At 66.7% G+C, this 12,627-nt stretch carries 17 protein-coding genes; 8 read left to right on the plus strand and 9 right to left on the minus strand.

The features are described 5' to 3' along the window. The 4 genes from HGB39_RS34480 to HGB39_RS34495 form a co-directional block, all read left to right on the plus strand. Nucleotides 1-1,947, plus strand: a 1,947-nt coding sequence (locus HGB39_RS34480) for an erythromycin esterase family protein (RefSeq protein ID WP_168442991.1), incomplete at its 5' end; no start/stop codon positions are given. Nucleotides 1,948-2,005: 58 nt separating this feature from the next. Next, nucleotides 2,006-3,322, plus strand: a complete 1,317-nt coding sequence (locus HGB39_RS34485; RefSeq protein ID WP_168442992.1) for an NAD(P)/FAD-dependent oxidoreductase — start codon at nucleotides 2,006-2,008, stop codon at nucleotides 3,320-3,322. A 112-nt stretch (nucleotides 3,323-3,434) separates the two neighbouring features. Continuing rightward, the gene (locus HGB39_RS39280) at nucleotides 3,435-3,854 is read left to right on the plus strand and encodes a universal stress protein (protein ID WP_242322994.1); all 420 of its coding nucleotides are present in this window, start codon (nucleotides 3,435-3,437) and stop codon (nucleotides 3,852-3,854) included. 203 nt (nucleotides 3,855-4,057) lie between these two features. Next, a complete protein-coding gene (locus HGB39_RS34495; protein ID WP_155756080.1) occupies nucleotides 4,058-4,213 on the plus strand; it encodes a hypothetical protein in 156 nt (51 codons plus the stop codon). Here the strand turns inward: HGB39_RS34495 and HGB39_RS34500 are convergent. Genes HGB39_RS34500 through HGB39_RS34505 form a run of 3 tightly spaced genes read right to left on the minus strand, consistent with a single transcriptional unit; the run spans nucleotide 4,174 to nucleotide 4,710 of the window. Next, nucleotides 4,174-4,494, minus strand: a complete 321-nt coding sequence (locus HGB39_RS34500; RefSeq protein WP_247607588.1) for a hypothetical protein — start codon at nucleotides 4,492-4,494, stop codon at nucleotides 4,174-4,176. The two genes, HGB39_RS34495 and HGB39_RS34500, sit on opposite strands and share 40 nt — an antisense overlap. A gap of 11 nt (nucleotides 4,495-4,505) precedes the next feature. After that, nucleotides 4,506-4,613, minus strand: a complete 108-nt coding sequence (locus tag HGB39_RS40410; protein ID WP_005565545.1) for a three-helix bundle dimerization domain-containing protein — start codon at nucleotides 4,611-4,613, stop codon at nucleotides 4,506-4,508. Then, on the minus strand, nucleotides 4,573-4,710 hold the full coding sequence (locus HGB39_RS34505) for a hypothetical protein (protein ID WP_242322993.1): 138 nt from the start codon (nucleotides 4,708-4,710) through the stop codon (nucleotides 4,573-4,575). Before HGB39_RS34505 ends, HGB39_RS40410 begins: the two co-directional genes overlap by 41 nt. 348 nt (nucleotides 4,711-5,058) lie before the next feature. On the opposite strand from HGB39_RS34505, the gene HGB39_RS39285 reads away from it, so the two are divergent. Together HGB39_RS39285 and HGB39_RS34515 are read left to right on the plus strand one after the other, a co-directional pair. After that, nucleotides 5,059-5,604 carry an RrF2 family transcriptional regulator gene (locus HGB39_RS39285; protein ID WP_005565547.1) on the plus strand — a complete coding sequence of 182 codons (546 nt, stop codon included), beginning with the start codon at nucleotides 5,059-5,061 and terminating at the stop codon, nucleotides 5,602-5,604. 68 nt (nucleotides 5,605-5,672) lie between these two features. Next, a complete protein-coding gene (locus tag HGB39_RS34515; RefSeq protein WP_005246414.1) occupies nucleotides 5,673-5,867 on the plus strand; it encodes a hypothetical protein in 195 nt (64 codons plus the stop codon). 52 nt (nucleotides 5,868-5,919) lie between these two features. On the opposite strand, the gene HGB39_RS34520 is transcribed toward HGB39_RS34515, so the two are convergent. Together HGB39_RS34520 and soxR are read right to left on the minus strand one after the other, a co-directional pair. Further along, entirely contained in the window at nucleotides 5,920-6,222 is a 303-nt protein-coding gene (locus HGB39_RS34520) for a hypothetical protein (protein ID WP_005565549.1), read from the minus strand. A gap of 166 nt (nucleotides 6,223-6,388) precedes the next feature. Then, complete coding sequence (soxR, locus tag HGB39_RS34525; RefSeq protein WP_005565550.1) at nucleotides 6,389-6,829, minus strand: redox-sensitive transcriptional activator SoxR; 441 nt, start codon at nucleotides 6,827-6,829, stop codon at nucleotides 6,389-6,391. 50 nt (nucleotides 6,830-6,879) lie between these two features. Between soxR and HGB39_RS34530 the strand changes: the two genes are divergently transcribed. Next, nucleotides 6,880-8,289, plus strand: a complete 1,410-nt coding sequence (locus tag HGB39_RS34530; RefSeq protein ID WP_005565551.1) for an MFS transporter — start codon at nucleotides 6,880-6,882, stop codon at nucleotides 8,287-8,289. Here HGB39_RS34530 and HGB39_RS34535 read toward each other — a convergent pair. The 4 genes from HGB39_RS34535 to HGB39_RS34550 form a co-directional block, all read right to left on the minus strand. Beyond that, entirely contained in the window at nucleotides 8,286-9,122 is an 837-nt protein-coding gene (locus HGB39_RS34535) for an HpcH/HpaI aldolase/citrate lyase family protein (protein ID WP_005565552.1), read from the minus strand. The genes HGB39_RS34530 and HGB39_RS34535 overlap by 4 nt on opposite strands. Nucleotides 9,123-9,252: 130 nt before the next feature. After that, nucleotides 9,253-9,540 carry a hypothetical protein gene (locus tag HGB39_RS34540; RefSeq protein ID WP_005260713.1) on the minus strand — a complete coding sequence of 96 codons (288 nt, stop codon included), beginning with the start codon at nucleotides 9,538-9,540 and terminating at the stop codon, nucleotides 9,253-9,255. A 67-nt stretch (nucleotides 9,541-9,607) separates the two neighbouring features. Beyond that, nucleotides 9,608-10,201: a transglycosylase family protein gene (locus HGB39_RS34545; protein ID WP_043789142.1), complete on the minus strand. Its 594-nt coding sequence runs from the start codon at nucleotides 10,199-10,201 to the stop codon at nucleotides 9,608-9,610. Between the two features lie 525 nt (nucleotides 10,202-10,726). Next, a complete protein-coding gene (locus HGB39_RS34550) occupies nucleotides 10,727-10,891 on the minus strand; it encodes a hypothetical protein (RefSeq protein ID WP_155756081.1) in 165 nt (54 codons plus the stop codon). A 60-nt stretch (nucleotides 10,892-10,951) separates the two neighbouring features. On the opposite strand from HGB39_RS34550, the gene HGB39_RS34555 reads away from it, so the two are divergent. Continuing rightward, on the plus strand, nucleotides 10,952-12,556 hold the full coding sequence (locus HGB39_RS34555; protein ID WP_005565555.1) for an AMP-binding protein: 1,605 nt from the start codon (nucleotides 10,952-10,954) through the stop codon (nucleotides 12,554-12,556). Nucleotides 12,557-12,627 lie beyond the last annotated feature (71 nt).

Genomic DNA, 12,627 nt, shown 5'->3' on the forward strand with positions numbered 1-12,627 from the left:
GGAGACCCACGCGTCGTCGTCCTCGGCCTCGCGCGCGGAGGTGTACCCGTCGCGTGGGAGGTGGCGGCTGCCCTGGGTGCACCCCTCGATGCCTTCGTCGTACGCAAGCTCGGGGTTCCCGGCCGCGAGGAGTTCGCGATGGGGGCACTGGCGAGTGGCGGCGTGGTGGTCCTGAACGACGACCTGGTGAGAGATCTCGCGATCACCCCGGAACAACTGCGTCGGGTCGTGGACCGAGAGGGACGCGAATTGGTCCGCCGTGAAGCGGCATACCGGGGAAACCGGCCCCCGACCGACGTCGCGGGAAAGATTGCGATCCTCGTCGACGACGGTCTCGCGACAGGAGCCAGCATGCATGCGGCGGTCGACGCGCTGCGTGAGCGGGAGCCCGAACAGATCGTCGTCGCGGTACCGGCCGCGCCGGAATCGACGTGCCGCGATCTCCGAGCGGTGGTCGACGACGTCGTGTGTGCGACGATGCCGTTTCCCTTCCGCGCCGTGGGGGACTCGTTTTGGAACTTCACCCAGGTGACGGACGAGGAGGTGCGGACGTTGCTGCGCACACCCACCGTCGGCCCGGGAACCCCGAACGCCCGGATACTCGAATTCAACTCGGCCGCGGGAATCGTTCGCTTGGCATCTCGTGAGGCGCCCGACGGCGTGCCGGCACCGCAGGACCTGCTCGACCTCGTCGGTGACGCGCGGATCGTGCTGATCGGCGAGAGCTCGCACGGAACACACGAGTTCTATGCCGCACGCGCGGAGATCACCAGGAGATTGATCGAGGAGAAGGGCTTCACCGCTGTTGCGGCGGAAGCCGACTGGCCCGACGCCTATCGGGTCAACCGCTACGTGCGCGGACACGGCAGCGACACGTCGGCGGAGGAGGCGCTGCGCGGATTCGAGCGCTTCCCGGCCTGGATGTGGCGTAACACGGTGGTCCGCGACTTCGTCGCGTGGTTGAGGGAGCACAACGACCGGTGCGCGACGGACGGCCGAGACCAGACAGGCTTTTACGGACTCGATCTCTACAGCCTGCACCGCTCCATGCGGGAGGTGATCGACTACCTGGACCGGGTCGACCCGGCGGCGGCCCAGCGGGCACGCGCCCGCTATTCGTGCTTCGAGCACGTATCCGGGGAAGACGGTCAGGCGTACGGCTACGCCGCAGCGTTCGGTGCGGGGGAATCCTGCGAGCAGCAGGTCGTCGACCAGCTCGTGGACCTGCAACACCACGCCCTCGAGTACGCCCGCCGCGGCGGTATCCTCGCCGACGACGACCAGTTCTACGCGGAACGGAACGCGTGGAGTGTGCGCGACGCCGAGGAGTACTACCGCACCATGTTCGGTGGCCGGGTGTCGTCGTGGAACCTACGCGACCGTCACATGGCCGACACGCTCGACGCATTGATCGCTCATCTCGACCGCCGGCTCGGGAGTACCGCCCGCGTGGTCGTCTGGGCTCACAACTCCCACGTGGGCGACGCGCGTGCCACCGAGGTCGGAACCCAGGGCGAACTGACTGTGGGCCAACTGGTGCGCGAACGGTACCGCGACGACTGCCGCCTGATCGGATTCAGCACCTACGCGGGAACGGTCACCGCGGCCAGCGAGTGGGGTGGACCGGCGGAACGGAAGGTGGTCCGCGCCGCGTTGCCCAGCAGTGTCGAAGAACTCTTCCACGAGGTGGGAAAGGACGCGTTCCTCGTCCGCACCGACCATGACCGGAGGACCGCGGACACCCTTCGGGTCGCGCGCCTGGAGCGGGCGATCGGCGTGATCTACCGCCCGGAGACGGAACGGCAGAGCCATTACTTTTACACGCGGCTGTCCGATCAGTTCGACGCGGTGATCCACATCGACACCACGCACGCCCTCGAACCGCTCGAACGCACCAGCCTGTGGGTGGAAGGCGAAATACCGGAGACCTACCCGTTCGCTCTGTGACCTGCTGCGGGACTCGAGATGGCAAACACAAGTAGGACGACCGAGAGGTGCCCTGGCCGTGACGACCGAGAATTCCTCGACCCGAGAGCGTGTACTCATCGTCGGCGCAGGCTTCGCCGGCTTCGAGTGTGCCCGCAGACTCCCGCATCTCCTCGCGAAGGACCCACGGAACCAGACCGAGGTGATATTGGTCTCGACACACGACTACATGCTCTACACCCCGTTGTTGCCGGACGTGGCCGGCGGCATCCTCGACCCGCGGTACGTCTCGGTGCCGCTGGCCGGCTCGCTCCCCGGCGTCGAGCTGATCACCGGACGGGTGACGTCGGTGAACTTCGATTCACGCACCATCACGCTGATCGACTGTGACGCGGATGTGGCCCAGTTGCACTGGGATCGACTGGTACTCACCCCCGGCTCGGTGACACGGACGGTCGACATTCCGGTCCTGAAGGAGAACGCCTGTGGCCTGAAGACGGTAGGCGAGGCACTGTACCTACGGGACCAGCTGCTGACACAGCTCGAACTCTCCACCCACGAAACCGATCCCGTGCAGAGGGAAGCGCAGCGGACGGTGGTCGTGGTCGGAGCTTCGTATGCCGGCACCGAACTGGTCGCCCAGCTACGTGCGCTCGCCGACGAGGTGGCGCGTCAACGCCGGTTCGATCCCACGCAAGTCCGGTTCCTGCTGCTCGACAGAGCCGACCGGGTGATGCCCGAGCTCGGCGAGAAGTTGGGCAGACAGGTACTGGAGGTGCTTCGCCGGCGCGGCATCGAGGTGCGCCTCGGCACGACTCTCGATGCCCTCACCGGCGAACACGTGGTGCTCAGTAACGGCACGACGATTCCCACCCGCACCGTCGTATGGGTCACCGGTGTCACGGCCAGCCCGCTGATCTCCACACTCGATCTCCCCCTCACCGAGGGCAGGCTCATCGTCCAACCCGATCTCAGTGTGCCGGGGGCTCCCGACGTGTTCGCGGCCGGGGACGCCGCAGCGGTACCCGACCTGAAAAATCCCGGGAACATCACGCCGCCGACCGCACAGCACGCCGTTCGACAAGGCCACCTGCTGGCCCGGAACGTAGCGAGCAGCCTTGGAATGGGTCGGCCGGCACCGTACAGGCACCGCAATATGGGACTGGTCGTCGACCTCGGCCCTCGTTTCGCGGTCGCGAATCCCCTGGGCATCAACCTGTCCGGCCTACCCGCGAAGATAGTGACCCGCCTCTATCATCTGTATGCGCTGCCGCGGACCGCGAACCGGTTCGCCGCCGCGACGGCGTACCTCCTCGAGATGGTCGCCCCCCGCCCGCTCGTCTCGTTCGGCCTGGCCAGCGCTGAAGAGACCCGCTTTGCGGCGCAAGACCAATAGTGACACATCAGTTTCGGCTTACTACCAAGGCCGTTCGGACGCCTCGCACCCGATCCAGGACTGTTGGGCCGAACGCTGCCAGTATGAAGCCACCGGAAGGAGTGCGTTGCCGATGTTCGCGGTGCCGCCGCGGCAGGTGTTGGTGGCGACCGACCTGTCCGACCCGGCGGGCCGGGCAGTACGGCGGGCAGCACAGCTGGCCGGTCAGCACGGCGCGCGGGTCACCGCGCTGCACGTCCTACCGATGGGGGTGGACTCGAATCTCACCGAGTTCGCATACACACTCCTGCGGTCTCATGGCTTTCTGCCATCACCACGACCGTCCATCCCCAGCAGATCAGCTACCACAGCCTCTGGGCGCACCTCGCAGACACCGACCGCACGGTCCTGCACAAGCTCACCGCAGACGGGACCGTCAGCACCGCCATCACACGCCTGCTCACCCACAACGCCGGCGAGCGCTTCTTCATCCGGGACCCGGCCGGCGACCCCCGGCTACCCACCAGCTTCCGCATCATTCTCCACACCATGACCAAAGCCGCCCCTGACCGAGCAGGTCGCGGCCGGAGCGCGAGATCACATCGGGCAGCGAGAGATCCACCCATCCCGCCAGGGCATCCGTCAGTTCATCTTTCAGCTACTCTTTCAGCCGTAATCTGCGGGCGCAGGCCAGTGCCGGGTTGCCGACCCGCGGGGCCCACCACCCGCGACTCCACAGAAAGTTTCGTGATCACCATGGGATGCTGGTTTGTCCTGCACGCGGCGGCAGCACTGCTCGTGCTCTTCTTCCGGGCGCTCTCCCGCCCCGCATCCGGTCACCGAACGATCGTGACCGACGGATTCGACGACCCCTACGAACAGCTCCCCGGCACCGCACCACGCCTGCGCTGAGAACGCGCCCTCGACAGATCCGCCGGCGCCGACTCCTCGCGCGCAAGCACCGCGGGAAGCCGGAACACCAGCGCATCGACGGGGCAGTGCGCCTCATACAACTCGCCCCGCAGGACCGCCACCTCCGCACGCAACCGCTCGGTGAGACCGCGCCTGCCGGCCCTTTGGGCCTTCGAGACGAGCGCCTGGGCACTCTCGATGTTCTGCGAGACCGCCTCGATCTCCTCCCGCAGCCGGCCCAGGAACACGTGGGCCTGCGCGGCATCCGAGTCCTCCGCCATCGCACCGAGGATCATGACTCGATCAACAAGGCCAGCTTCGCAGCCGCGGTGCGCTCGACGAACAACGGCACGAAATCCCTAATCCGAGCCTGCCCGAAACGCGCCACCGCCTGCTCCACCGGTGAGACCTACCGCATCCTGCGACACCGGCGGGAACCTCGTGATCAGCCGCGCCATCACCAGCAACATCTGGCGGGCCTCCTCCACCGAGTTCATAACCCAAAGCCTGCGGCCCCACGACCACCCCGTCAACGTAGCGCCGCGGGCCGCGGACTCCTCGAGAGGGGTGGGCGCCGGCCGCCCGTCTCTGGGCCAGGACGCCGGGGCGTCAGCAGTGAATCACCCAAGCGTCAGGTCCTACTGCCGCAGCCGCCCAGCAACAAACTCGACGACCTCGCACGACTGCAGCACCGCATGCCCAGCGAACTCATGCGCGAGGCCGTCGAGGAATATGTCCAGGAACACTCCACCTAGGAATGTGGGCCGGCCGCGGGCACACCCGCCCTCGCCGATACCCAAGCAAGATCGACAAGACGGGCCACACACCGCGCTACCGTTCGAAGTATGGGGACCACATTTGCCGGGCCGAACCCTTGGCCGCGTATTACGCGCGCGATCCGAACAAAAGGGCCCCGCCACGCCGCGATCGCCTACCTCGACCAGGACGCACCCACCACCCTGCTCCCACTCCGCAAAGGCGACGTCCTCGTCGTCAATGCATCCACAGCTGCGCTCCGCGCTCACGCCACCTCCCCCGCCACACTCACGCACTACGTCCTGCAGTCGCTTGCACGTGCCGGCCTCGTCCACCCCACCGAGGGCCGCGACGGCGGATACATCCTGACCCGCGCACCCGAGGCCATCACCGTCCTCGACGTCGTCCAGGCCGTCGACGGAACCGAGCCCGCCTTTCGATGCACCGAGATCCGCCGGCAAGGAGTGCTCGCCGCCCCTCCAGAGCAGTGCCGCTCTGCATGCGGCATCGCGAAAGTCATGGCTGGTGCCGAACAGGCTTGGCGCGCATCACTATCGGGTGTGACGATCGCCGACCTCGGCGCGACGATAGACCTCGCCGGCCTCAAACACATCTTGGCGACGCCCACGACCTGAGGTCACCCGCGGCAGACGGAACGCGAGATTCCTGACTTCCTAACCGTGAACCGCCCTACGATCGATGGATGGAGACCGGAACCGACGAGACCAAGACCTGTTCGTTCTGCCGCGGTCCGATCGGATACGAAATCAAGGACGCCCATGCCGGCTTCGCGTCGCTCCCCCCGGGCAAGCGGTATCGCGTCTTCCACTGCATGAATCGATGCCCACGATCGGCGCCCGACGGCCTCGAATGCGGACACCGCCACGAGTACCTCTGACCCGTTCGTCAATGCCGTCCGGAAGATTCAACCCAGCGAGTTCATACGCCGCCTAGCCGCGTGAGAGTCCGGGCTGGGTCTGGATCTGTCCGGGGCCGCCCTTGAATCCGCCGGCCTTGCCCACGGTCCATTCACCGTCCGCACCGCACACCAGGGCACCGTTGCGGTCACCGGGCTTGCCGTACGTCACTGTCTCGTTTCCGTTCGAGTCCGTGTTCACGATCGGGCACTGCCCACCGGTGGGACCGTTCGGGCCGATCGGCTCGGCATGAGCGATGGACGCCGCCCCGAAGGCGCTCAGGATCGGAAGAGCGGCGAAAGCGGCGGTGGCAAAGGTTCGTCGGGCGTTGATCATTCAGTTTCTCCAGAGTGTCGGGGAAGTGTTTCGGTGACAGGTACAACTCTGCCCACTCCGGCTCCCGAACTGAAGCAACCCTCGGGGGGCTTCGCGGCACCCCTGGGAGTGTAATCACCCCACCCTGACGGAAATCGATGGCGACATACCGACTGGCGGGATCCGTTCAGAGCCGGTTCGGTCCCGACCCCTCTACGGCGAGTTGGTCTTCAGGATTGAGCAGATAGCACGCCTTCATCGACAGGCAACCACACCCGATGCATCCGGTGAGCTCGTGTTCGAGGCGCTCGATTCGCTTGCGCTGATCCTCGAGCTGCACCCGCCACAGCTTCGACACGCGCTGCCAGTCGCGGATCGACGGCATCCGGTCTGCCGGGAGCGTCTCGAACACCGTTCCCACGTCGGCCAGTGGGATCCCGAGCCGTTTGGCCACCACGATCAGCGAGATCCGCCGGAGCATGTGCCGTTCGTACCGGCGTTGATTCCCGGACGTCCGCGTCGACGCGATCAGTCCGAGCTGCTCGTAGTAGTGCAGCGCCGAGACGGCGACACCGGTCCGACGGGACACCTCCCCCACCGACAGCAGATCCTTCGGATCCAAAGACATCACACCAGCCCCTTGACCTCGAGTCCACTCGAGATTTTAGCGTGGAGTGCATGACAACGACCGCCCCGTCACCGGCCAGCTGGTCCGAACTGCTCGGACCCCGCTACCGCTCCACGTCCGCAGTCCTCGCCGGCGGCGTGGGACTGCACGCCGTCAACATCTTTCTGACGACGAGTCTGCTGCCCACCGCCATCGGCGAACTCGGTCGCGAATCGCTGTACGCGTGGAGCGCGACCGTCTTCATGGTGGCGTCCGTGATCTCGTCGATGACCGTCAGCCGGTTGCTCGCGCATCGCGGGGCGCTCGGTGCGTATCTGTTCGCTCTGGCTCCGTTCTTCGTCGGCACGATGATCTGCGCCGTCAGCCCGTCGATGGAGGTGCTCCTCGTCGGACGAGCGTTCCAGGGGCTCGGTGGGGGCTTGCTCGCCGGGCTGAGTTACGCGGTACTGCGCGAGGCGCTACCGGAATATCTGTGGGCCCGCGCGACCGCGCTGGTCTCGGCGATGTGGGGCGTCGGAACTCTGGCGGGACCGGCGATCGGTGGACTGTTCGCGCAACTCGGCCAGTGGCGTCTCGCGTTCGTCGCGCTGGCAGTAGTTGCCGCCGCCATCGCCGTGATCGCTCCCCGCGCGTTGCCGCGCACCGAGCGTGTGCGTGGCGGAGAACCCGTGCCTGCCACGTCACTCGTACTGCTCACCCTCGCGACGATCGCGATCAGCGTGGCGGGCATCCTCGGCAACCGGACCCACATGCTGGCCCTGATCGCGGCCGGGGCCGCGTTCATCGTTCTCTTCCTGGCCTGGGAGCGGCGATCACCGCGCCGAGTGCTGCCGCAGTCGACGTACACCCGGGCGTCGTCGCTGAAGTGGATCTACCTCACCATCGCGGTGCTCGCGTCCGGCACCGTGTCGGAGGCCTTCACACCCCTGTTCGGTCAACGGCTCGCCGGACTGGTGCCGTTCGCCGCGGGCTTCCTCGGCGCCATGATGTCGGTGGGATGGTCGGTGACCATGATCTTCAGCTCCGACATCTCCCGCCCGCGTGCGCAGACGGCGGCGAAGATCGCCGGACCACTGGTTCTCGCCGCCGGCCTGGTCCTCACAGCAGCCCTCTGGCGTGACCACGCCGGGCTGGGAGTGGTGATTCTGTGGGCGGGCGCCCTGGCCGCCGCCGGTGCCGGGATCGGCCTCGCCTTCCCGCACCTGATGGTCGCCGCGATGCGGAGCACCGACGACGAGCAGGAGGGGGCCAAGGCCGCGGCGGGGCTCAACACGGTCGAGTTGATCGCCATGGCCGTCGGGTCCGCGGTCGCCGGGGTGCTGGTCAACCTCGGTGCGCCCTCGGCCCTCGCCTCGGCACGTGTGCTCTTCCTCGGCCTCGGCGTCATCGCGGCAGCCGGCGTGTTCACCGCCTACCGCGCGACCCGGCAGGCCGAGCACGAGGACGCCCGACCGTCCTAGGCCCGAGACGCGAAGTGGTCTGCGCGACGGAGAATGTCGTGGGCGCGGGCAAGCTGTGGCAGATGACCGCCGTGAGTGACGCGGCTTCCGTCTGCACCCAGACGCTCGATCGTCGTTTCCGCCCACGAGATGTCGTCCACATCGGGTGCCAACGCGGTATTGATCACCGGCACCTGGTCGGACGCGAGGGTCAGTCTTCCGGTCATCCCCATTTCGCGGGCCAGTCGCGTGTCGTCCCGGATGACCTCGGCGTCGCGAGACAGCGTCGGCCCGTCGATGGGGGCTCCGATCCGGGCAGCCCGGCTGGCATTGACGAGCCGGGATCGGGCGTATGCCAACGCCATCGGGGTTCGCCCGGCACCCGTGTCGCGGCAGTAGTCGCCGATCCCGAACGCGAGTCGACAGACGGGAGCGGTGCGAGCAATGTCGTCGACTGCCACGATCGAGGCCGCGGACTCGACGAGAGCGACCACCGGAACACCCGAAATCTTTTCAGCGGTGTCCCGCACCTGTTCGGGTGCTTCCGTTTTCGACAGCATCAGCCCGCGCAGGCCGGGCAGGCCGCGGAGCGCGTCGAGGTCGCGCTGCCAGTGCGGGGTGGTCGCGTCGTTGATCCGCACCCAACCTGCATTTCGGGCGAGCCACTCAGCGGTGCAGGCCCGCCCCTCGACTTTCGCCGCGAACGGCAAACCGTCCTCGAGGTCGATGATCAGCGAGTCGGCGCCAGACGCAGCCGCAGCCGCGAGGACCTCGCTCCCGACCGCAGGGACCAGAAGCCAACTCCGCGCCATGGCGACGTAGACCTCGCTGCGCTGGGCTGTCTCGACACTCATTCTGCTCTTCCCTCGGCCATACCGAGGAGTCTGCGCGCGGCCGGGAGGCGACGCACTCGACGAAGCGGAGTGCGCCGACGGTGCCCGGTCACCGCTTCGTCAGGTGCGCCTCCGATCCCGGCAGTTCACCTCAGAAGTCGAAGCCCCAGGAGGCCGGGTTGAGGACGACGCGGTACCAGACGTTGGTCGGTTCATCGAACGTGCATGGCACGATCACGACTCCCGACGTCTGCTCGAGCGCCGCAGCCTTCCCGCAGAAGTATTCCGCACCTTCACCGGACGTCTCGGCACGATAGACGGGGCCGATGTGCCAGGGTTCGGCACTCGCGGTTCCGGCCCCCACGGTGGCTCCGAGAACGAGAGGTGCGGACAGTATCCCGACCAATGCTGCGGTACGCCGAGCGGACTTCTTCTGCACGAGATCTCCTTCGTAGGCGACGACACAACCGTTCTGTGTGGTTAGTTCGCACAAGAACCGTCGGACGTTACCGGGGAGCCGACGCCCGCTCCTCGAACACCTGAGCCGACCCGTTCTGCTCGGCAAGTTCACGGGCGCTGTTCAGCGCTTCCTGGGCCGCCGCCTTCACCGCCGCCTTCACCGCCGCGGAATCGTCGGTGGTCGCAGGAGCTTCGACAACGTCCGGCGTCTCGACAACGTCCGGCGTCTCGACTGGGTCAGGAGTTTCGATGGCCGGTGCAGGCGCAGGCGTCGTGTGGGGTACCTCGACGGGCGCTGTGCCGCCTTTTTTCAGATACTGTCCGCACACGGGCCATGCGCCGGGGCCCTGGGTCTTCAGGACGTTCTCAGCGACGCGGATCTGCTCGGCCTGACTGGCTTCCGAGGCCATGCCCGTTCCACCGTTGGCTTTCCAGGTTTCCGGTGTGAACTGCAGTCCGCCGTAGAACCCGTTTCCGGTGTCGGTGGTCCAGTCACCGCCGCTTTCGCACTCGGCGACTTCCTCCCAGTCGTGCGGGGCGCCTCCAGCGGTTCCGGCGCCCAGCCCGAGCAGAACGGTGACTGCCGCGCCGATCAGGGCGATCCAGCCGAGGGTGTGCTTCTCCATGTTGCGAGTGGTCATGCTGGCTCAATCCTCTCCGCGCATGCGGACGCGGCGTGCCGGCGACAACGTCTCGGTTGTCGGCCGTCCCTTTCGGTGCCTCGTCCCGCGCCTCGAAGGTGTCGGGATTACGAACCCGCGTCGGCAGATCTGCAGCGGCGGGCCCCCGAACGTGGCCTCCTCCCGAAATTCACACGGCATGAACAAGGTACGGATGTTCGACTATTGAGAAACGCGAGTGAAAATTGTGCTGTTCTGAGGTTTCGATACCGTTTCGACGTCATGTCGTGACAATTCCGTGACGCGTCAGAAGGGCTCGTGAATACCTCAGCGGCTCATCCATTCCCGCTTTGGGGCGGGATCTCGATTTCGATACGGCGTCCGCGCGGCGCACCCGCCGCGGCCCGTAGTCGTGGCAGCACCCTGTCCGGACGCCCATCCGGAGGAGATGAACAGCCCTCGCACGCAAGGAATCTCGGAATCAGCAACCGAGACGGCGACAGATCATGGAAGCACACCCTGTCGCAGGACGTCCACGACAGCTTCCTACCTGCTGCGCACCTCCCACTTGCCCACGAGATTGCGCATGTACGACTCGACGCTCAGCGACAGCCGGTCGGCGATTCGCGGGGTCTCGACGTGTCGTTCACCGGCACTCTCATATTCGGCGTACCCACCTCGGAGGGTAGCGGTGCCGGCGTGATGTTCCATAACGTCATCTTGGGCGTGTATCGCCCGTCAGAGCACCTTCACCACATCTCGGAGGTTCCAGTGTCCGGACCGACCCTCTCGCCCGCGAATTACACACCGCTCAGTCCGCTGCGCTTCCTGGAGCGCTCGGCGACGGTGTTCCCGGATCGGGTCGCCGTCATTCACGGCGACCGCCGCTACAGCTATCGCGAGTTCGGCGACGAGGTCGAGAGACTCGCCCGGGTCCTGCGGAGCCGGATCGAGCCCGGCGACCGCGTTGCGTTCCTGTGCCCGAACACCCCCGAGATGCTGTTCGCCCACTTCGCGGTGCCCCTCGCAGGTGGCATCTTCATCGCGCTGAACTGGCGGCTGGCGGGCCGTGAACTGGAGTACATCCTCGAGCACTCCGGGACGAGCCTGCTGTTCGTCGACTCCGAACTCGTGGGATCCGTCGCGACCGCCCGCCACGCCGTCCCGAGTCTGCGCGAGGTGATCGAGATTCCCGACTCCACGATCGCGCGGCCGGTGGTCCCGGAGGGGATCGCGACCGGGATGTACGCCGACTTCCTCGCGGCCGCAGACGACGTGGACGACATCCCGTTGCACTGGGGTGTCAATGACGAACAGCAGGTGATCGCGATCAATTACACGTCCGGAACCACCGGGAAACCGAAGGGGGTGATGTACACGCACCGCGGCGCCTATCTCAATTCCCTCGGCGAAACGTTCCACAACGGCTTCACCGGGTCCACCAAATACCTGTGGACGCTGCCGATGTTCCACTGCAACGGCTGGTGCACCCCGTGGGCGGTCACGCAGGCCGCCGGCACGCACATCTGCCTGCGCGCGGTGCGTGCCGACGCGATCTGGGACGCCATCGACACCCTCGGGGTCACTCACCTGTGCGGCGCTCCCGCCGTGTGCTCCACCATTGCCGAAGCGCCCCAGGCACATCCGGTCGACGCCCTGCGGATCACCACCGCCGCGGCGCCGCCGTCACCGACGGTGATCGCCCAGTTGGAGGCGATCGGCGTCACCGTCGTCCATGTGTACGGGCTGACCGAAGTCTACGGGCCGTACACGATCTGCGAGTACCAGGAGTCGTGGAGCGAGCGCACCGCCGAGGAACGCGCGTCCCTGCTGTCCCGGCAGGGCGTGGGCATGGTGCAGGCAGAGAACGCCCGCGTCGTCGACGCGCAGATGAACGACGTCCCCGCCGACGGCGAGACCATGGGCGAGATCGTGCTGCGCGGAAACAACGTCATGCTCGGCTACTACCGCAACCCCGAGGCCACTGCGGAAGCCTTCGCGGGCGGCTGGTTCCACACGGGCGATCTCGGCGTCATGCACCCGGACGGCTACATCCAGCTCAAGGACCGCGCGAAGGACATCGTCATCTCCGGCGGCGAGAACATCTCGACCATCGAGGTGGAGCAGGCATTGATAACGCATCCCGCCGTACTCGACGTCGCGGTCATCGGTGTCCCACATCCCAAGTGGGGCGAGCGGCCCAAGGCATTCGTCATTGTGAGGAAGGGGGCCACGGTCACGGCTGAGGAACTCGTCGAGCACACCCGTGGGCGTATCGCGAAGTTCAAGGTGCCCGATGAGATCGTCTTTCCCCTCGAACTCCCCCGCACCCCGACCGGGAAGGTCCTCAAGTTCGAACTTCGAAACTCGAATTGACTGTCTCGCAGGAGCGCGTGGGCGCGGAATCGGAGAACAAGATCTTCCGTCGTTGCGATCGGTCGACGGCG

It is taken from the genome of Rhodococcus opacus (assembly GCF_012396235.1).
Classification (GTDB): Bacteria; Actinomycetota; Actinomycetes; order Mycobacteriales; family Mycobacteriaceae; genus Rhodococcus_F; species Rhodococcus_F opacus.

Excerpts from the sequence above, each read along its gene's own strand:
- HGB39_RS34495 (WP_155756080.1), top strand. The coding sequence starts at position 4,058 with ATGGGATGCTGGTTTGTCCTGCACGCGGCGGCAGCACTGCTCGTGCTC.
- soxR (WP_005565550.1), bottom strand. The coding sequence starts at position 6,829 with ATGTCTTTGGATCCGAAGGATCTGCTGTCGGTGGGGGAGGTGTCCCGT.
- HGB39_RS34515 (WP_005246414.1), top strand. The coding sequence starts at position 5,673 with ATGGAGACCGGAACCGACGAGACCAAGACCTGTTCGTTCTGCCGCGGT.
- HGB39_RS34530 (WP_005565551.1), top strand. The coding sequence starts at position 6,880 with ATGACAACGACCGCCCCGTCACCGGCCAGCTGGTCCGAACTGCTCGGA.
- HGB39_RS34505 (WP_242322993.1), bottom strand. The coding sequence starts at position 4,710 with ATGAACTCGGTGGAGGAGGCCCGCCAGATGTTGCTGGTGATGGCGCGG.
- HGB39_RS39280 (WP_242322994.1), top strand. The coding sequence starts at position 3,435 with ATGTTCGCGGTGCCGCCGCGGCAGGTGTTGGTGGCGACCGACCTGTCC.
- HGB39_RS34520 (WP_005565549.1), bottom strand. The coding sequence starts at position 6,222 with ATGATCAACGCCCGACGAACCTTTGCCACCGCCGCTTTCGCCGCTCTT.
- HGB39_RS34535 (WP_005565552.1), bottom strand. The coding sequence starts at position 9,122 with ATGAGTGTCGAGACAGCCCAGCGCAGCGAGGTCTACGTCGCCATGGCG.
- HGB39_RS34550 (WP_155756081.1), bottom strand. The coding sequence starts at position 10,891 with ATGGAACATCACGCCGGCACCGCTACCCTCCGAGGTGGGTACGCCGAA.
- HGB39_RS39285 (WP_005565547.1), top strand. The coding sequence starts at position 5,059 with ATGGGGACCACATTTGCCGGGCCGAACCCTTGGCCGCGTATTACGCGC.
- HGB39_RS34500 (WP_247607588.1), bottom strand. The coding sequence starts at position 4,494 with ATGGCGGAGGACTCGGATGCCGCGCAGGCCCACGTGTTCCTGGGCCGG.
- HGB39_RS34545 (WP_043789142.1), bottom strand. The coding sequence starts at position 10,201 with ATGACCACTCGCAACATGGAGAAGCACACCCTCGGCTGGATCGCCCTG.